Raw genomic sequence first — 19,352 nt, 5'->3', positions numbered from 1 at the left:
TAGCCCATGGCCATCATTTTCCTCCCCCTCCTGGTCGGACTGTGGTTCTGGAGCCGTCCGCTGCTCTCGGGCACGTGGCGGCGCAGTCCCGCCTGGTTCACCTGGAGCGCGGTGCTCCTCATGCTGGGAACCGGTGTCACCTACCTCATCGGTTCCCTCGCCGGGGCCTCTCTGGACCCTGAGGAGGCATGCCACAGCGCGGGGCAGACCTACGACGAGGCGTACCTCGACGCGAACTTCGAGAAACACACGCGGTGGTTCCCGCTGTACAAAAAGTGCCACGCGGGGTACGACCTGGTCCCGGTCTGGGTGAACCCGGCCCTGGTCGTGCTCCCCGTCTTGGCGCTCCTCTGCCTGGCCTACGCCGTGCGCCTGGTCGTCATCCCACGCCGTACCAAGAAGAAGGGCACGTCATGAACGATCTGAGCAGACGCCGTGTGCTCGGCGCCGCCGGCAGCCTGGCCGGAGCCGCCGCCCTCGGTCTCCTGGAGATCGCCCCGGCAGCCGCCGCCCCGGTCCGGACGGACCAGGCGGCAACCACCTGGAGCGGCAGCCTCTCAGCCAACGGCTGGAAGATCCTCGGCGAGGCCGCGTCCCACACCATCGAGGGCAGCGGCCGGTCCGTACGCCTGGCGGGCGGTGACGCCGCGACGCTCCTGCTGCACGTCGCCCGCCGGTTCCACTACGAGATCGACCAGCTGCGCGAGAAGGACGTGACGGGCCACACCACGTCCCGCAGGGTCCGTCAGCCCCACGAGTCGAACTACTTGTCGGGCACGGCGATAGCGATCCGGCCGCATGCCTACCCGCTGGGTGCACGAGGAGGGCTGTACTCGCAGGAACTGGTGGTGGTGCGGGACATCCTGGCCGAGTTGGACGGTGTCGTCGCCTGGGGCGGCGACTTCGTCTCGCCCCAGGAGTCGCACTTCGAGATCGCTCTCGGGCCGACCCACCCAAAGGTACGGGGCGTGGCCCGCAAGCTCCGGGCCTGGAGGGACACTCCGGGCCTGGGAGCGGGGACCGTCGACGCGTTCGAGCCAGAACGCCTGGCCGACGTCAAGGCCTTCGAACGGCGGAGCGCCTCGTAGGACCCGCCCGGTCTCCGGCCCGGGCCCGGCGCCCGGGCCGGAGATCCTGTCGCGGCAATCGGTGTCCGTTCGTCCTCGGCCCTGTGTGGTCGTGCCGGAGTTCACTGCCCGGACGGCCCGGGCGAGCAATCCTCGTGGGACCACGGCCATGTGGGCGCGTGACCGCCTCGACGGGCCGTGGAGTGGTGAGGACTTCGTGTCCGCCGGCACCTTTCCCCGCATCCCGGGGAACCCCACCGCACGTTCACACGTGGGTGGAGTCACGCTGCGTACCTCGCCGCCTGACCCCGGCATGGCGAACCGCGTGTGCGCGGTGATTCCGACCTCGCGCTCCCCAAGTCCGGTGCCCGGCGGCGGGCCTGGGGAGGGCGGCCGGGGGCAGGTGCCCTCCGGCCAGGGGCACCACCGGGCGCCCGCGTCCCGTCCGCGCCGCACGGCCGGGGTCCGGGATTCGACCAGGTGGGTGTCGTTGTCCGAGGTGGCCGATATGTTGGGGGCTGATCGTCACGGTGCCGGCGCCCGGCTGTCACGGCGTCGCGCACCCCGCGGTCGTGGCACCCGTCCTGCCCGAAAGGTCCTCGTGAAGCCCACCCTGGCCGCCGCGCAGCTCCGCGGCAGTCTGACGCAGTACCTCACGACGACGTACGCCCTGGCCGACGAGGACACGCGGCGCGCGCTGGAGCGGTTCCTCGAGGATCCGGAGACGGGCATCTTCCGGGGGCCGTACCTGCGGATCAGGACGCCGTTCCACCCCGCCGACGACGGGTGGCGGTCCGCGCTGGAGTGGCAGCCGTCGTTCACGCCGTGGCGGCACCAGGCGAAGGCGTGGCAGCGGCTGAGCACGTACCGGGGTGCGGCCGAGCCGACGCTCGTGACGACCGGCACCGGGTCCGGCAAGACCGAGTCGTTCCTGATCCCGGTGCTGGACCACTGCCGGCGGCAGAAGGCGCTGGGCCGGCGCGGGGTGAAGGCCGTGCTGCTGTACCCGATGAACGCGCTCGCCACCGACCAGGCCGGCCGCATCGGCGACTACCTGGCGCAGCCGGAGCTGGCGCAGGTGACGGCCGGCCTCTACATCGGCGACAAGCCGGACACGGACTTCCGGCGGGTGCTGACGCGGCGCGAGGAGATGCGCGTCTCGCCGCCGGACGTGCTGATCACCAACTACAAGATGCTGGACCTGCTGCTGCAGCGGGCCGAGGACCGGCCGCTGTGGGAGGGGGCCGACCCGGCGTACGTGGTGCTGGACGAGTTCCACACCTACGACGGCGCGCAGGGCACCGACGTGGCGATGCTGCTGCGGCGGCTGGCGTCCGCCGTGGGCGCCTCGAAGCCGGAGCGGCCGCTCGGGTCGATCTGCCCGGTGGCGACCTCGGCGACCCTCGGTGAGGGCGGGGGCGACACCGGCGGCATCCTCACCGTCGCCGAGCAGGTGTTCGGCGTGCCGTTCGGTGTGGACGCGGTGATCGGGGAGGAGCGGCTGAGCGCCGACGACTTCGTCGGCGACATCGACTACGAGCTGCCCGAGCCTCCCGGCCCCAAGGAGGTCATCGAGGTCTCGGGCGGGCCGGGCGTGGAGTCCGACCCGGACCGGCTCGATCTGGACGGGCTCGCCGAGCGGCTGCTGGGGCGGCGCGGCCTGGACGCCTTCCAGATCGGGCGGCTGCTGAAGAAGCACGACTTCACCCACGGGGTGCTCGCGCTGCTGAACGGCGACCCGCTCGACGAGTGGGGGCTGCGGGACCGCATGGCCCGCTTCGGGTACGCGTGGGCGCGCACCGCGCGGGAGAAACCGCGGCTCGCGCTGGAGGCGCTGTCGCGGTTCGTGGCGCTGCTGTCGTCCGCGCGGGACCCGGAGTCCGACGCGCACCGGCCGCGTCCGCTGCTGCACATCGAGGCGCACCTGTGGGTCCGTCCGGTGGGGCGGGTGCTGAGCGGGGTGAGCGGCCGGCCGGAGTTCCGCTGGTACGAGGACGAGCGGACCGTCGCGCGGCGCTCCGCGCTCACCGCGGCGTCCGCGTCCGAGGACGCCTCCGAGAGCGACGACTGGCCGACGGCGGACTCGCGGCGGCCCCGGGCGCTGCCGGGTTCGGACACCGTGCAGCGGCCGGCCCAGGCCCATCTGCCCGCGATCTACTGCCGTGTGTGCGGCCGTTCGGGCTGGGCGGCGCTGTCCCCGGAGGCCGATCCGCAGAAGCTGGAGACCGGTCCGCCGAAGATCTGGCAGGCCGCCGTCGGTCGGGACAAGCGGCGGCTGCGGTACTTCATCGCGGCGACCCCGGCCGAGGCGCGGGACGCCCTCGCGGCGCTCACCGGCACCGCGCCCCAGCAGGCGGGCGGCGTCGATCCGCACTCCGTCGTGGTGCTGGACGGGGCGCAGAGCACCTACCGCATGCCGGTCGCCGGGGACGGGGAGGGGCTGCAGGACGCCTGGTTCGCGCGGGCCCTCCTGGACAAGAAGACCGCCGACCAGGCCGCCCGGGACGACACCTGCCCGGCCTGCAACACCGACAACGGCATCCGGTTCCTCGGTACCGCGCTCGCCGCGCTGGCCTCCGCGACGGTCACCCAGCTGTTCACCGGCGGCCAGGAGATCGCGTTGGCGCCGGAGGAGCGCAAGACGCTGCTGTTCAACGACTCCACGCAGGACGCGGCGCACCGGGCCGGGTACGTCGCCAACGCCTCGTACAAGTTCTCGCTGCGCTCGCTCCTCGCGCACCAGCTCGACGACACCGGTGCGCCGCTCCCGCTCAACGACCTGATCGGCGACGTCCTGGACTCCGTGGACGATCCGCAGGCGCTGGCCGCCGTCGTCCCGCCGGACCTGCACGACGAACCGGGGGTGGACCGGCTCCTGTCGGGGCGCGGCACCGGGGACGCGCGGACCTGGAAGCTCGTCGGGGAACGGCTCGCGTTCGCGACCGTCATGGAGTTCGGGCTGCGCTCCCGGCTCGGGCGCACCCTGGAGCTGACCCGGACCACGGCCGCGGAGGTGGTGGTCGCCGATCCGGACCGGATCGTCGCGCTCGCCCGCGACCTGCACCTCACGCTGCCGGGGCAGTTGGGGCTGGACGGCGCCCTGCCCACGCCCGAGCGGTACCTGGCGTACGTGCGGGGGCTGCTGGAGCGGGTGCGGTTGCGCGGTGGCGTGCGGCACCGGTGGTTGGAGACCTGGATCAAGGAAGCGGGGGTCAACCAGTACCTGATCTCCGGCCGGCGGCCGGAGGGGATGCCCGCCTTCCCCGAGGGGTACGTGGCGCCGCCGAGGTTCCTGCTCGACGGCCCGAAGGAGAAGTCGAAGTTCGACACGATCACCGGCCGGGGCACCTGGTACCAGGACTGGACGCGGCGCTGCCTCGGCCTGGACGCGGTCCAGGCGACCGAGTACCTGCGCAGGCTGCTGCCCGTCCTCGCGGACGAGGGCGTGCTGTCGGTGCGCACCGCCAAGGACCGCACGACCCGCGTCTACGGGCTGCAGCCGGGCCACATCCAGGTGCGGCTCCTGACGGACGACCTGGTCAACAAGGCGTTCGTGTCCTGCGAGGAGTGCGGCTGGCAGCAGGTGGTGGTGCCCGAGCGGCGCACCCGCTGGTACGGGCACCCCTGCCCGCGCTGGCGCTGCACCGGCCTGCTCACCCCGCCGCAGCACGGCGTGTCGTCGACCGGGGCGGGCAGCGGCGGTTTCGGCGGGAAGCTGGAGCGTGACTACCGGGACGACTACTACCGCCGCCTGTACCTGACCGGCGGCACCTACCGGGTCGTCACGGCCGAGCACACCGGCATGCTGACCCGGCCCGAACGGGAGCGCGTGGAGCGCACGTTCCGGCAGGGCAGCCACTACACCGACCCCAACGTGCTGTCCTGCACGCCCACCCTGGAACTGGGCATCGACATCGGCGACCTGTCGGCGGTGCTGCTCGGTTCGCTGCCGGGCGGCCCGGCGAACTACGTGCAGCGGGCCGGGCGGGCCGGACGCAGGACCGGCAACGCGCTGGTGGTCGCCTTCGGCGGGCGCCGGGCCCGCGACCGGTACTACCTGGACGACCCGACGGAGATGATCGCCGGTGACATCGTGCCGCCGGGCTGCTACCTGTCGGCCGTGGAGATCCTGCGCCGCCAGTACACGGCGCACCTGCTGGACCGGGCGGCGCGCGGCGAGCTGACCACCGCGGACGGCGAGCCGCTCATGCCGGTGCCGCGCCTGTCGTCGGCGCTGTTCGGCACCGAGAGCTGGTGCCAGGACCTGTCGGAGGCGGCGCTCACCCACGGGGCGCGGCTGGTGGAGGAGTTCCTGGCGCTGTTCCCGCAGGCGCCCGGCGGCCCGGACGACGACCGGGGGGTGTCCGCGCACACCGCGGGCGAGCTGCGCGCCTACGCCACCGGCGGCATCGCGCGCGCCCTGCAGGAGGCCGAGGAGGAGTGGACGGCGCGCCGCGAGGAGCTGCGCCGCCGTATCGCCGCCATCGACACCGCCGTGGACGGACTACTCGCCGAGGACCGTGAACAGGGCGCGGAGCGGCGCGAGTTGCTCGCGGAACGACGCGCCACGGGCGAGTTGCTGCGCCAGCTGAGCCAGACCAGCGCCCACGGCGCCCTCGTCGAACTGGGGCTGCTGCCGAACTACAGCCTCACCGACACGACGACGTCGCTGGAGGCCACGCTCTACTGGAAGGAGGCGCCCGGGGAGGACGGGGACGGCGGGGACGGCGGGGACACCGAAGCCCCGGAGGGCGACGACGACCGCCGGAACCAGGTGTACCGCAGCGAGATGCGCGACTACGAGCGCTCCCGCAAGCTGGCCCTGACCGAACTCGCGCCCGGCAACAGCTTCTACGTCAACGGCTACCGGCACGTCGTGCGCGCCCTGGACATCGGCAGCCCGGAGCGACGCGCCTGGGCGGTGTGGCGCCTCTGCCCGGCCTGCGGGTACGCGCGCACGCACGGCGATCCGAAGAACGACACCTCGCCGTGCCCGCGGTGCGGTTCCCGGGAGATCGCCGACGCGGGCTGCGTGCACCACGTCCTGGAGCCCCGGCGGGTGCTGTCCCGGGACAAGCGGGACGACGCCCGGGTCCGGGACGACCGCGACGAGCGGGACCGGAGGCGGTACGCGGTCCTCACCACCGTCGACATCGACCCGGCGCACCTGGCGGCCGGATCGTGGCGGCACGAGACCGCGGTCTTCGGCGCCGACTTCACCCGCAGGGCCGTCGTGCGCACCCTGAACCTGGGGGTCGACCGGCAGGACGGCAGCAGCACGGTTCCGCTGGCCGGGGACGACGTACGCCTGAACCCGTTCTACGTGTGTGCGAGTTGCGGCGGTGCGACGGCCGACGGCCTGCCGGTCGTCGACCAGTCGCAGCACGCGCTCACGGCGTCGCTCGCCCGTTCCACCCGGGCGAGCGCCCACCACCAGTTGTGGTGCCCGCGCCGACGGCTGCGCGGCAGCGGGGAGGAGCAGGGCGCCGGGCTGGACGTGCCGCTGCTGCTGGCGCACGAGCTGACGACGGAGGCCGTCCGCATCCTGCTGCCGGCGTCCGTGGCGCGGGCCGGGGAGCGGCTCGCCTCGTTCACCGCCGCGCTGTTCACGGGCATAGCGGCCCGCTACGGCGGCGACCCCGACCACATCGACATCACCGCCGCGTCCATGCCGGACGGCGAGGACCGCGACTGGCCGCGCCGGTTCCTCGTGGTGTACGACCGGCTGCCCGGCGGCACCGGTTACCTGCACCGCCTGGCGACCTCCGAGGGCTTCCGCGAGGTCCTGCTGAAGGCCCGTGAGGCGATCGAGAGCTGCGACTGTCTGAGGAAGGGGCTCGACGGCTGCCACCGCTGCCTGCTGCGCCGTGTACCGCCGGCCGACTACGACAAGGTCAGCCGCAACGAGGTCCGGCAGATGCTCGACGAGCTGCTCGGTGCGGACGGCGAGCGCTGGCGCACCTCGCCCGTCGCCACCACCCAGCACATCCCGATGCACCAGCAGGCCGAGAGCGACCTCGAAGTCCTGTTCATCGACACGCTGCGCGAGTGGGCCGAACTCCCGGAGAGCCGTGCGAGCGGTGACGCCTACATCACTCCGGCCGGCACCCACGCGCTGGACCTGCGGCTGACCGCGGCCGACGGCACCACGCTGAGCTGGCGGGTGTCGCAGCAGCGCGTCCTCGACGGCACCCGCCCCGACGTCCTCTTCGAACGGGTCGACGCGCCCGGCCCGCGCGTGGCGGTCTACCTGGACGGCTACGAGTTCCACGCCAGCCGGGAGCACAACCGGGTCGGCGACGACGCCGACAAGCGCGCCCGGCTGCGCGCGGAAGGGCTCAGGGTCTTCCAGCTCACCTACGGCGACGTGGCGGGGTGGCAGCGCCACGTCCGGGACACCGGTCACACGGGCGCGGGCCCGGCCGACCCGGTGTGGGAGCCGTACGACGATCGGGCCCGCGGCACGGCCCGCGGCTACTACGCCAAGGTGTGGGGCGCCCTGCCCGGTGAGCTCGCGGAGACGGTGTGGGTCAATCCGGCCGTCCAGCTCATGGAGTACCTGCGCCGGCCGGACGCGAAGCTCTGGCAGGGGCGGGCGGAGGCCGCCCTGGCGGGCTTCAGGGGCGCCGGGGCCCACCCCGTCGCGCTGCCGCCGGACGTGCTCGGCGAGCAGATCACGGCGGCGCTGCGCGGGGGACGCCCACCGGGCCGCCCGGCCCGGTGCATCTGTTCACGGTCACCGACCGGTCGGGGCTGCCGCTGGTGTTCGCCGCGGACGGCCGGGCGAAGCCCCCCGCGTGGACCGGCATCGCCCTCCTCGACGACGCGCCGGGCGTCCACGCCCAGGAGGAGGCGCACAAGCGCCGCTGGCGGGCCTGGCTGTACTGGTCCAACCTGCTGCAGTTCCTGGACACCGGCGGCGGTGACGCCGTCCAGCTCACGACCGGCCGTCTCGACGGGTTCCCGGTCGAGATCCTGGCGGTCACGGGCGGCAGCGGTGTCCTGGAGAGTGTCCGCGTCACCCTCGCCGCAACCACCGCGACCGCGACCGTCGGCGGAACGTCCGTGCCGGCCGGGACCGCCGTACCGTCGCCGCAGGTCCCGGCCGTCGCGGAGGTGTCCCGGGCGGGCGCCGCCGCGCCCGTGCGGGACGCGGCGTGGGACCGGGTCGTCGAATATCTCGACGCGGACGAGCCCGGTCTGCTCGCGCTCGCCGAGGCCCTCGCCGCACGCGGTGTCCCGGTCCCCGAGGACGGCCACGAGCTCGACGAGAACGGCTGGCTGGCCGAGTTGGCCTGGCCCGCCGCACGCGTCGGTGTGGTCCTCGCCCCGCGCCCGCCGGAGGGCGAGGACGAGGATCCGGAGGCCGTCGACCGCGACCGCGCGTTCGCCGCGGCCGGCTGGGAGGTGCGGCCCGCCGCCGACTGGACCGCGGACGACCTCGCGGACCGCCTCGACGGCGCACCACCGGCACCACCGGCGCCGCCGTCCGGCGACCGGAACCATCCTGACCGGCCCGACGGCACCACCACGGAGAACGGGGAGAACGAACAGACGTGACCGGCAAGAACGTGACGCTGCGCCTGCTCGACAAGGCGGACCGGGAGATCCTCAAGCTCCCCCGCCCGGTCAAGGGCGCGATCTACGACTTCCAGCACAAGTTCAAGACCAACCCCGACTCCGCGGGGCTGCGTCTCAAGCAACTGCAGGGTCACGACAAGCTGTACTCGGCACGCGTCAACGACGAGTACCGCGCGCTGCTGCTGCGCCTGGCGGACGACGACTGGCTGATCGTCTCGGTCAAGCACCGCAAGGACGTGTACGCGCACCTGGACCGGCTCACGTACTCGGTCAACCGCGTCACCGGCGGCATCGAGTACGTGGACCTGCAGGTCGTGCAGGCGGAAGTGCTCACTCCCCCGGCCCCGCGGCCCACCGCACCGACCGCCGCACCGACCGCCGAGCCCGCCGGGCCGGCCGCTCCCGAGCCGCTGTTCGCGAAGTGGTCGCAGCAGCAGCTCACCGATCTGGGTGTGGCCCCGTCCCTGCTCCCGGTCGTCGCCGCACTGACCACCGAGGACCAGCTCCTCGGACTCGCCGAGTACGCGCCCCAGCTCACCGGCGAGGTGCTGCTGGCGCTGCACGACGGCAAGGAGTACGACGACGTCCTGGAGCAGGTGACCGCCCCCGTCGCGGCGCCGGAACCCGTGGACCCCGAGGACTTCCGGGCCGCCGCCGAACGTCCCGCCACCATCGTCACCACCACCGACGACGCGCTGCGCGAGGCGCTGGAGGGCGAGGACTTCGGGCGCTGGAAGGTGTTCCTGCACCCCACGCAGGCCAAGCTCGTCTCGCGGGACTACAGCGGTCCCGCCCGTGTGGGGGGCGGGCCCGGCACCGGCAAGACGATCGTGGCGCTGCACCGGGTCAGGCACCTGGTCGAACGGCTCCCGGCCGGCCGGAACAAGCCGGTCCTGCTGACCACGTACAACAAGAACCTCGCGGCGGACCTGCGTTCACGGCTGCTCGCCCTGGGCGGCGAGGCGCTGCTGTCGCGCGTCGAGATCAGCCACGTCGACCAGCTCGCGCTGCGGACCGTCCGGGAGGCGGAGCCCGGCAACCGCAAGCGGATCATCGACGAGGCGCAGGCGGTCCGTGAATGGCGCTCGCTCCTGGACGAGCTCGGCGAGGACGGCTGGGACGCGGAGTTCCTGAACGACGAGTGGACGCAGGTGATCCTCGGCCAGGCCGTCACCTCCCGCGCGGAGTACTTCCGGGTGCGCCGCGCCGGCCGGGGCGGCACCGTCACCCGTGCCCAGCGCGCCGAGATCTGGCAGCTCGCCGAGCGGTTCACCCAGCGCCTGGACCGGCTCGGAGCCCAGACGTGGGACCAGGTCGCGGAGCGGGCCGCGCAGTTGGAGGCGGCGCGCGCCCGGCGTATCCAGGCCGTCGACCGCCGGCGGGAGGAAGCAGGCGGCCTGGACAACATCCACGTGGCCGACGGTTCGGGGGGCTGGCTGCGCTACCGGTACCGGCACATCGTGGTCGACGAGGCGCAGGACCTGCGGCCCGCGCACTGGAAGATGCTGCGGGCGATGACCGCTCCGGACCGCAACGACCTCTTCCTGGTCGGTGACACCCACCAGCGCATCTACAAGAACCAGGTGACCCTCGGCAGCCTCGGCATCAACATCCGCGGCCGGTCGTCGAAGCTGTCGCTGAGCTACCGCACCACCCGGCAGATCCTGCGCTCCGCGCTGAACGTGCTCGGCGACGAGATGTACGACGACCTCGACGGCAGCACCGAGACGCTGGCCGGGTACCGGTCCGTGCTCAGCGGCGCCGTCCCGGACCTGCACCGGCTGGACGACTGGGAGGACGAGCGCGAGGCGATCGCCGCGCTGATCGAGTCCTGGGGTGAGGTGCCGCACGAGCAGATCGCCATCGCCGTGCCGACCAACCTGATGGCGAGCGAAGCCGCGAACACGTTGCTTCAGCACGGTATCCAGGCGCTGGAGATAGGCCCGGACGGGCCCCGCGGCGACAGCGGCGTCCACATCGGCACGATGTTCCGGTTCAAGGGGCTCGAGTACCAGCGCATGATCATCGCCGGGGTGGCCGACGGGCTGGTGCCGCATGCGAGCGTCCAGCAGCGGCGGACCACGGACCCGGCGCGCTACCGGACGGAGATGCAGCGCGCCCGGTCCCTGCTCTTCGTGGCGACCACGCGCGCCCGGGACAGCCTGGACGTCTTCTGGCACGGGGAGCCGAGCCCGTTCCTCGAGGAACTGATCAAGGTCCGGCCGCCGGTCGGGACATGACCGGCCCTTGGGGCACGAGGAACGGCCGCCGGGGGTCCTCCGGCGGCATCCTGCGGGTCGCGCGTGCCGGATCCGGGGCCGGCAGGTACGGGGCGAGGGCGGCGTACGCCTCCGCCGCCCCGCCGGGACGGTCCTCGGGACGTTTGGCGAGCAGTGCGTGCAGCAGGTCCTGGAGCGCGGCCGGGGCGTCGACCCCGCATCCGGCCAGCCGGGGCGGGGGCGCGGTGAGGTGCTGGGTCGCCAGCTCGGCGGGGCCCTCACCGTGGAAGGGGGGTCGGCCGGTGAGCATGTGGTGCAGCAGGCAGCCCACCGCGTACAGGTCGCTGCGACCGTCCAGCGGCTGTTCGCCGGCCAGGAGTTCGGGCGAGGCGTAGGCGATGTTGCCGAGTGTCTCGCCCGTCATGGTGAGCTGTGGATCGGTGTCCGAGAGCACCTTCACGAGGCCGAAGTCGAGGATCTTCACCAGACCGCTGGTGCGGACCATGACGTTCTGCGGCTTGAGGTCGCGGTGCACCAGGCCGGCCGCGTGCGCGGCGGACAGCCCCGAGCACAGTTGCGCGGCCACGGAGACCGCGGCGGACACGGGCAGGCGTCCGTCGTCGGCGCCGTCGACGACGTTGTCGAGGGTCGTCCCGTCGACGAGCTGCATCACCAGGCAGCAGACATCCTCGGTGACGGCCGCGTCGTACACGGTGGTGATGTTGGCGTGGTCCAGACGAGCGGCGGCCTTGGCCTCCCTCTCGAAGCGCGCCAGGGCGGTGCGGCGCCAGTCGGGCAGGGCGAGCAGGTCCGCGGCGACGGTCTTGACCGCGACAGGGCGGTCCAGATACACGTCCGTCCCCTGCCAGACGTGCCCCATCGCCCCTCTGCCCAGGATCCGGTCCAGCCGGTACCTGCCGCGCAGAACCTTGCCCGCAGCGAACTGCTCCACGTCCACTTCCTTCGGTGAGCCCCAGCGGCATGCCTGTGCACGAACCGCCTGGCCTAAGCCCGCCGTCGACCGCCCGTGCAGAAGAAGTCAACCAGCCTCGCACACACCTGGCCCGCGACAGCCTGTAGGTCTCCTGGCCGGACGAGCCCGGCCCGTTCCTGACGGAGACGGGTGGGCGGGGGCGAAGGCCGGCAAGCGGCCGAAGTGGTCGGTGAGATGATCGATTCGGCCGCCCGAGTGCTCGGCGCGGAGAGCAGGCCGGTCCTCGCACTCCACAGGCGCAGGGCGTTCGGCCGCCGGCTCGCGGGGGATCACCGGTCCGCGTTGCCGGAGTTCGAGGCCCTGGCCGATGCCTGTGGACGTGTCAGCGGGCCGAACAGCGAGGAGGCGCCGGTCGGGCTGAACGGCGTACTGGAGGCCGTACGGACGGTCGACGGGGACGTGAGCGAGAACGCGACTGACACCTCCGGCCTGCTCCCGCGCGAACTCGCGGACCGGCTTTCCGTTCTCGGCCGAGTTCCGTCTGCGATGCGAAGTCGGCACCATCGACGGCGAAGATCCACGATGCCGTGGGGGACCCGCACGAGGAAGAGCGACAAGAGGTGAGGACGTGGCCGGCCTGATGAGGCGCCAGGCGTATCCCGTGAACGTGGACTACGGCGGGTGGGCCTTGCAAGACTTCGACGATACGCAGGTCCCCGTGCTGTTCCCCGAGGGTTTCGAGGGTGACGCGTTCCTCACCGCTCACCCGGGTCGCCTTGACTTCCGCAGCGCCGGACATACCCATACCGCGTCCCTGGAAGTCGAGGTCCGGGACCGGGAGCCCGCGGTGCCGGACGGAGAATGGGACGAGACAGGCCGGGCACGCATCATCTGTTCTTCGGGCAAGCTGCGCGCCAGGGGGGGGTGGCGGGCGGACCGATGTCGGAGCTGAGCGAACTGTCGGACGGGCCGGGAAAGTGGGCGGTACGAGTGGTGTGCGCCGGGCGGGAGGCAGTGTCCGCCCGGAGCCGACACTGTGTCGTCCACGGTGTGGAGCGGTACATCACACAGTTCTGGCCCGAAGTGTGAAGCGCGCCGGGGGCAACCACGCTGCCTTCATCGACGAAGTCGAGGTCGGGCGGCGAGTAGCCGGCCACATTCGGGTCGCCTTCCAGGTCGACGACTCCGTCGCCACCACCTCGAAGCCGGCCGCCGCCGGAGCCCAGGTGGTCTCCGAGCCGACGCGCACTCCGTGGAACTCACCGAACTCCCGGCTCGAGGCACCGGGCGCTCTTCCGTTGACCCTCTTCACCGAGCTCGACGGGGAGGCGTGGTGTGGCCGTGCTGGTCACAGCCACACATGGCCACACTGGGCCCTGAAGAACCTGTACGGGCCGGTCGGGGTCACGTTCGGCAAGTTCTCCGCGGGAGAAGAGGAAGTCACCGCAGAGGCGAGCGCGCCGAGGCCCACGCGGTCGCGCAGCCGGCGCGGGAGGGACGCGTGGGAGTTCCCGACGGTACCGGTCATGGGCGCACTCCTGGAGCGGGTCGAGCGGTCACAGACGGGTGCCGGGCGGATTCGGGCGGGCGAGGCCGAGATCGTAGGCGAGGATCGTCGCCTGGACGCGGTCCCGCAGGCCGAGCTTCCGCAGCAGCGCGTTGACGTGGGACTTCACGGTGCCGACGGTGATGCCGAGCCGCTCGGCGATCTCCCCGTTGGTGAGGCCGGAGGCGACCAGGGTGAGGACGGTGCGCTGGCTGGCGGTCAGGCTGTCCAGCCCGGGAGAGCTGCCCGCCGGGATCTCGGGGCCCCGTCCTGACGCGTAGTGGCCGATGAGGCGGCGGGTCGCGGACGGCGCGAGGACGCTCTCCCCCGTCGCCACCACCCGGATTCCCCGCAGCAGTTCGGCGGGGTGGACGTCCTTGAGGAGGAAGCCCGACGCGCCGGCGCGCAGCGCGTCGAAGACGTAGGCGTCGAGGTCGAAGGTGGTCAGGACCAGGACCTTGGGCGCATCCTCGCGGCCGGTGATGATGCGGGTGGCGGCGATGCCGTCCAGTTCGGGCATGCGGACGTCCATGACGACCACGTCGGGCGACAGTTCCCGGGCGAGCCGTACCGCGGCGGCGCCGTCGGCGGCCTCACCGACGACCGTCATGTCCTCCTCGGCGTCGATCACGGCGGCGAATCCCGCCCGCACGATGCCCTGGTCGTCGACGACCAGCACGTCGAGGCTCATCGTTGTCCCTCCTCGATGTCCGGCGCGCCCGCGAGGGGCAGCCGGATCCGTACGGTGCCCCGGGGGCCGGTGGTCAGCGTGCCGCCGAGTGCGGTCACCCGAGTGGCCAGCCGCTCGGCGGCGGCCGTGTCCGCGGTGTCGGGCACTCCGGTGGCGGTGAGCGTCAACGTATCCGCCTCCGCGTCCAGTTCGACGACGGCGGGTTCGTCCCCGCCGATGGCCAGAACCGTCTCGGCGGCGTGGTAGGCGGCCAGGTCGACGGCGGTGGGAAGACGTGCCGGTACGCGGTCGGTCAGCCGTATCTCGATGTCGCGTCCGGTGGCGCGGAGCTGATGGGCGAGCAGGTCGAGCGCCTGCAGGGTGGGCTGGGGCCGCAGGGCGGTCTCCGCCTGCCCGTCGCGGACCGCGTCGAGCAGGGCGCGCATCGCGGCCAGGGCCTCGCGGGCGCGGTCGGCGGTCGCGTCGAGGCGGCCCGCCTCCGCCTCCGCGACCATGTCGGCGGTGCGGGAGAGGACGGTGGTCTCCAGTCCGGCGGCGATCCTGCGACGCTCGGCCCACGCGTCCCGGACGGCCTCCTCGGTCCACGTGACGAGCCGGTCCTGGTGGGCGCCCCGAGCGGCCCGCTCGCGCCGGCCGTGCCGGGTCCCGGCCCAGCGGCTCGCGCCGGCCACCAGAGCCGTCGCGGCCGTCGTCCCGGCGACGACCGCCACGACGGGGAGTGCGGTGCCCCGGTCCAGGACCGCCGCCGTGGCGGCCCCCGTGTGCACGGCCACGGCGGCGACCGGGAGGACCGGGCGCCTCATCCGCCAGGTGGCGGGCGGAGTCAGGCGCGAGCGGGTGCCGGTGCCCACGGCGGACGGACCGGCGGTGTCCGCTGCCCGCGCGTGCGGGGGGCGGATCTCGGCGAACCGGTCGCGCAGCCGCTCGACGATCCGCGCGTCCGTGTGCGGGGGGCGGGCTCCGGCGCGGGACGGGGCGGCAGCCCTCCGGGCGGCGTCCGCCACGAGCGCCGCGCAGGTGGCCGGCAGGCTCAGTGCGAGAGGGAGCAGCACCGGGCCGGTGTAGTGGCCCGCGGACATCGCCACCGGCCAGAGCGGGACCAGGGCGAGCAGGGCACCCCGGGCCGCGCGGGGCGACCTGCGCAGCCACAGCAGGGCGACCGCCTGGGCCACGGCGAGCAGCCCGAAGAACACGCCCGCGGGCACCGTCGCACCGGGCTGCAGCGCCTCCTCCCGGTGGAGCACCAGCATCGGCAGCATCGGCTGGACGACCAGGCCGAACGCGGCCGTCAGCTGCGCCAGGCGGTAATCGCGCGGGACGGAACGTTCCACCGGGGCTCCGGTCCGGCCCGGCAGAGCCGCGCGCACCTCCCAACCGCCCTCCACCGTGGGGCCGGTGACGAGGATGCCGCCCGCCTCACGGGCCCGCGACCGCAAGAAGCCCTGGCCGCGTCCACCGCCGAGTCCCGCGCCGTGCGCCGCCGCACCGGCCGGCGGCGCCGAGCTGGTGACCACGACGTCGGTGCCGGTGTCGCCGTACCGGACGCGCACCGTCGTCCGCGCGCCGGGGGCGTGCCGCGCCACGTTGGTCAGCGCCTCGCGCACGATGCCGTACGCCGCGTCCGCGACGGCGCCGTCCGGCAGCGGGTCGATCTCACAGTCGACCCGCTGGTCCAGGCGCCGGAAGCCCGCGACCAGATCCTGCAGCCGCTCCTCCGGTGAGGGACCGTCCTCGCGGGAGGGCGCCGGGGCCCGTACGGCACTGAGCGCGCGGGTGACCTCGCGACCGGTGCCGACGGCGAAGTCCAGTGCCTCCTCCACGAGTTCGGGGCAGCGGTCGCGCAGCCCGAGCGCGGCTCCCGCCGTGACGACCACGGCGGTCAGACGGTGGGCACTGACGTCGTGCAACTCCCGTTCCATGCGCCGCCGTTCGACCGCCGGCAGGCGGTGGCGCTCGGCCTCCGTACGCTGCCGCAACCGCTCGGCGGCGCGGCGCGCACGGCGGATCCGTCGTACGCGGACGCCGGCGCCGCACGCGGCGGCGTACAGCAGCGCCGTCAGGGCGAGGTGGAGGCTGTCGCGGCTGCTGGTCCCGTGCAGGCTGACGTTGTACAGCGGCTGCCAGACGGTGAGTGTCAGGACGCACAGCACCGCGGTGAAGGCGTCCCGCCGGGCCGCCACCGTGAACAGGGCCAGCCCCACCCCGGCCGTGCCGAGCACCGCCGTCGCCCCGGCGGGCAGCGGGCCGGCGCCCAGCGCGCAGGCGGCGACGACCACGAGGAGGGCGACCACCGGACGGTTGCGACGCAGGACGAGCGCGGCCGTCACCACCACGGCGACGAGCACCGCCACCAGGAGGGCGCCCGCGGACGGGACCGCCCCGCGCACCAGCGCCGCCCCCGGCCACACCAGGGCCTGGGCGCAGATCAGCAGGACCGGGAGAAGCCGGTCGTCGGTTCGGTTCATGGCTGGACAAGGCTATGACCGCGGACGAGGGGCCCGGCTCCCGCTGAAGGCGGATTCCCGTCTCTTACCCGGGTTGCAGATGCTCTGCCCGCGGTTGCATCCACAGGTCGTCCCGCAGGGCGACGACCGGGCCGGGTGTCCGGGCCTAGGCTCGATCACATCGAGAAGGCGGCCGACCACCGCCTCCCCGAGAACGTCCCACCAGCGCCTTCGCCGCGTTCAGCGGTCCTTGCCCGCCGTACACGCCGTACCCGGGTGAGCGGGCGCGTCCGATGCTCCACCACACACGATTCCAGGGGGATTTCCCATGTCCGAGCGCATTGCTCCCGCCTCGCCCGCCCGAACCCGCCCGGCACCCGTCTCTGACCGCTCGACACGCTCCAGGAGTGCGCCCATGACCGGTACCGTCGGGAACTCCCGCCCGTCCCTCCCCCGCCGGCTGCGCGCCCGCGTGGGCCTCGGCGCGCTCGCCTACCTCGTGCTCTGCGCGGCCGTGCTCGTGTGGGCGGTGGTGACGATCGCGACCGACGACTCCGGCGAGGCGATGGCGCTCGTCCTCCCGCTCCTCGTCACGGCCCCCGGCAGCCTCGTCGTCCTTGTCCTGCCGGAACACGGCTCGATGTTCTTCGCCTCGCTCGTCCTGGGGGCCGCGGTCAACGCCGCGGTCATCAGCTGGTGCACCGGCGTCCTGCGCCGGGGGCGCCCGGACCCGGAGTCCTGAGGCCGCTGCCAAGCGCGCGGGCGGGCGCCCGCCCGGAGGAGGGGAGCGCGGGCGCCACGCATCACTGCGAGCGGGCGGCCGCTCAAGGCCCTGCCCGCGGTCCCGGCAGCCAGACGGCCCGTCCGGGGTGACCTCCCCGGTGTCCACGGCGGGCCGGCGACCTGCGGCACCAGACCGTGTCCTCCGGGGATCGGAGACCACGGCCCGCCGACTGCCGGCCCGCATCGACGGCGACGCGCTGGACCGGGCGGTCGGCGACTGGATCGCCGACCGCCGCCCCCAGGCGCACGGACTTCGCGGGCTGGCCGTGGGCGGCAAAAGCCTGCGCGGTACCGAGCCCACTGGAGTGTCGACTCGTGAAGAGGGCGAACGAGTTCGCGGTGCTCAAGCAGCACATCGCCGGTTCACCACACCCGCTGGGGCCTGTCTCTTTCACTTCACGTCGATCGGGCCACGTGCGAGGGTAGCGGCCATGTCGCGTCCTGGTCACCACCTCCGATCCCTCAGGTTCACGTTCGGGTTTGCCCCGACGTGCTTCACGGCATGCCGGGAGACGGGTGACCCGGCTCTGGAGCACGCCTTGGCGGGTGAGGCGACCCTCTGCGGCATCCCTCGGCGTCAGGTGACGATCTATCGGCACCTGTTCGTCGCGAAGAGGTCCGGCAGGTGCTCGGACTGCCGGGTGCGGGCTGTCGACGCCACGCCCAGGCCCTAAGCCGGACATTGCCCGGCACGAGGGGAACCCCAGCTTTCCGTGGTCGCGTCCAGAGCAAGGCGGCTGCGAGGTGGAGTGCGCTCCGGTAGGCGATGGCGGGCTTGTCCGTCGGAGCCCACCAGCTCGACCGACCATCGGACGGACGGCCCACGAGCGCGCGACGGCTGGTTCGGGGGTCCGGGACGGCTGTGCCCGCCCACGCACTCGATGTCTCAGGCCGTGATCGTGGTCGGCCGGACGGTGACGGGATCCGGCGCCCTGGTACGCGCCTCGTCGACGGCGGTCGTTCCGTAGGGGCGCACGCGTCGCCCCCGGTACGAGAAGACCGCCACCTCCTGCGAGGCAGCGGTCACACTCGTGTCGTCCGTGCTCTGGGCACCATCCGTCTCAGAGCGCGCCCCGGCGCCGGCGCGTCACGGTGTCGGTGGCGTCGTCCCGCAGTCGGGCACGCCGTCGAGCCACGCCGGTCCCTTGATGTAGATGTTGGTCACCCACGCCCTGTAGTCCGGCAGGTACGACCACACGTCGTTGGTGTAGCCCTCGGAGGTGACCGGTTCGGCGTGCTTCTGGCACTGGACGCGGATGGTGGTGGAGTACGGGAAGGCGTAGACGCGGGCGGCCCTGACGGAGGGTTCGGCCTTGGTCCACACGCCGGTGCCCCAGGTCTGGTGGACGTGACCGGTGACGGGCCCGGTGTTGACGCGGACGGCGCCGAAGTAGTCGCCGTTCAGGCGGACGTCGCTGACCATGAGCCTGGTGCCGGATTCCTTGGCCTCGACCATCTTGCCCGCGCCCAGGTAGATGGCGATGTGGTGCAGGTCCTGCGAGGTGCCCCAGGCCAGCAGGTCGCCCGGGAGCAGCGGGGCCAGGCCCTGGGCGGCGGTGAAGCGGTCGGCGGCGCGGTGCGTGTAGTACTGCTGGCCGGCGACACCGTTGAGGATGTCGGAGCCCGCCGCCCGGGCGTACGCGTGGCGGACCAGGCCCGAGCAGTCGAAGCCGAGCCGTTCGGGGTCGTGTTCGCTGTCCGGGTCGGTCGGGTCGACCTGTCCGTACGTGGCGCCCGGCCGGTCGCCGTGCCCGCCGCCCCACGTGTACCAGGTGCCGGCCGCGACCTCGGCGCAGGCGGCGGCGATCGCGCGTTCGGCCGCCGCGGAGGCGCCGGGTGCGAGGACGCCGCACGCGTCGGCGGCCGAACGCTGCGCGGACGCCGCGGTGTTGGCGGTGGCGGCGGTCACCGGCGCCCAGAGGAGGAAGGCCGGTAACGCGATCAGTGTGCGGATGGAACCGGTCCGGCGGACCATGCCAGGACCCCCGTTTCCTGTGGGTGGTGAAGGAAGTAGTCGTACAGGAGCCTGCTGGCCGTGCCTCGCGGTTGTCGAGGTCCGGGTGTCGCCTCCCGCCGACGGGCAACGG

Annotated in this window: 9 protein-coding genes and 2 pseudogenes; 6 read left to right on the top strand and 5 right to left on the bottom strand. The window is 73.4% G+C overall.

What is annotated here, in order from left to right; translation table 11 throughout:
- Positions 1-6: 6 nt before the first annotated feature.
- From ACWEQO_RS10780 to ACWEQO_RS10765, 4 genes and pseudogenes are all read left to right on the top strand, one after another.
- On the top strand, positions 7-417 hold the full coding sequence (locus ACWEQO_RS10780; RefSeq protein WP_452981302.1) for a hypothetical protein: 411 nt from the start codon (positions 7-9) through the stop codon (positions 415-417).
- Entirely contained in the window at positions 414-1,088 is a 675-nt protein-coding gene (locus ACWEQO_RS10775) for a hypothetical protein (RefSeq protein WP_452981299.1), read from the top strand. Before ACWEQO_RS10780 ends, ACWEQO_RS10775 begins: the two co-directional genes overlap by 4 nt.
- A 580-nt stretch (positions 1,089-1,668) precedes the next feature.
- Positions 1,669-8,627 (top strand): annotated as a pseudogene (locus ACWEQO_RS10770) (DEAD/DEAH box helicase).
- Complete coding sequence (locus tag ACWEQO_RS10765; protein WP_452981296.1) at positions 8,624-10,888, top strand: UvrD-helicase domain-containing protein; 2,265 nt, start codon at positions 8,624-8,626, stop codon at positions 10,886-10,888. The pseudogene ACWEQO_RS10770 and the gene ACWEQO_RS10765 overlap by 4 nt, the downstream one beginning before the upstream one ends.
- On the opposite strand, the gene ACWEQO_RS10760 is transcribed toward ACWEQO_RS10765, so the two are convergent.
- A complete protein-coding gene (locus ACWEQO_RS10760; protein ID WP_452981293.1) occupies positions 10,860-11,819 on the bottom strand; it encodes a serine/threonine-protein kinase in 960 nt (319 codons plus the stop codon). The genes ACWEQO_RS10765 and ACWEQO_RS10760 overlap by 29 nt on opposite strands.
- 1,085 nt (positions 11,820-12,904) lie before the next feature.
- On the opposite strand from ACWEQO_RS10760, the pseudogene ACWEQO_RS10755 reads away from it, so the two are divergent.
- Positions 12,905-13,123 (top strand): annotated as a pseudogene (locus ACWEQO_RS10755) (VOC family protein); the annotation flags it as partial.
- A gap of 234 nt (positions 13,124-13,357) precedes the next feature.
- On the opposite strand, the gene ACWEQO_RS10750 reads toward ACWEQO_RS10755, so the two are convergent.
- Entirely contained in the window at positions 13,358-14,038 is a 681-nt protein-coding gene (locus tag ACWEQO_RS10750) for a response regulator (RefSeq protein WP_452981290.1), read from the bottom strand.
- Positions 14,035-16,503, bottom strand: a complete 2,469-nt coding sequence (locus ACWEQO_RS10745) for a histidine kinase (protein ID WP_452981287.1) — start codon at positions 16,501-16,503, stop codon at positions 14,035-14,037. Before ACWEQO_RS10745 ends, ACWEQO_RS10750 begins: the two co-directional genes overlap by 4 nt.
- A gap of 394 nt (positions 16,504-16,897) precedes the next feature.
- On the opposite strand from ACWEQO_RS10745, the gene ACWEQO_RS10740 reads away from it, so the two are divergent.
- Positions 16,898-17,224, top strand: a complete 327-nt coding sequence (locus tag ACWEQO_RS10740) for an SCO4225 family membrane protein (RefSeq protein ID WP_452981284.1) — start codon at positions 16,898-16,900, stop codon at positions 17,222-17,224.
- A gap of 927 nt (positions 17,225-18,151) precedes the next feature.
- On the opposite strand, the gene ACWEQO_RS10735 is transcribed toward ACWEQO_RS10740, so the two are convergent.
- Together ACWEQO_RS10735 and ACWEQO_RS10730 are read right to left on the bottom strand one after the other, a co-directional pair.
- Positions 18,152-18,292, bottom strand: a complete 141-nt coding sequence (locus tag ACWEQO_RS10735) for a hypothetical protein (protein WP_452981281.1) — start codon at positions 18,290-18,292, stop codon at positions 18,152-18,154.
- Between the two features lie 60 nt (positions 18,293-18,352).
- Complete coding sequence (locus ACWEQO_RS10730; RefSeq protein ID WP_452981278.1) at positions 18,353-19,240, bottom strand: C40 family peptidase; 888 nt, start codon at positions 19,238-19,240, stop codon at positions 18,353-18,355.
- Positions 19,241-19,352 lie beyond the last annotated feature (112 nt).

The organism is Streptomyces sp. NPDC004051 (assembly GCF_053604275.1).
The sequence above is the reverse complement of the archived record's forward strand: the minus strand, read 5'-3'. Positions and strand labels throughout refer to the sequence as shown.

What these genes read in the sequence shown, in the direction of transcription:
- ACWEQO_RS10780 (WP_452981302.1), top strand. Translation starts at nt 7, where the DNA reads ATGGCCATCATTTTCCTCCCCCTCCTGGTCGGACTGTGGTTCTGGAGC.
- ACWEQO_RS10775 (WP_452981299.1), top strand. Translation starts at nt 414, where the DNA reads ATGAACGATCTGAGCAGACGCCGTGTGCTCGGCGCCGCCGGCAGCCTG.
- ACWEQO_RS10750 (WP_452981290.1), bottom strand. Translation starts at nt 14,038, where the DNA reads ATGAGCCTCGACGTGCTGGTCGTCGACGACCAGGGCATCGTGCGGGCG.
- ACWEQO_RS10745 (WP_452981287.1), bottom strand. Translation starts at nt 16,503, where the DNA reads ATGAACCGAACCGACGACCGGCTTCTCCCGGTCCTGCTGATCTGCGCC.
- ACWEQO_RS10740 (WP_452981284.1), top strand. Translation starts at nt 16,898, where the DNA reads ATGACCGGTACCGTCGGGAACTCCCGCCCGTCCCTCCCCCGCCGGCTG.
- ACWEQO_RS10730 (WP_452981278.1), bottom strand. Translation starts at nt 19,240, where the DNA reads ATGGTCCGCCGGACCGGTTCCATCCGCACACTGATCGCGTTACCGGCC.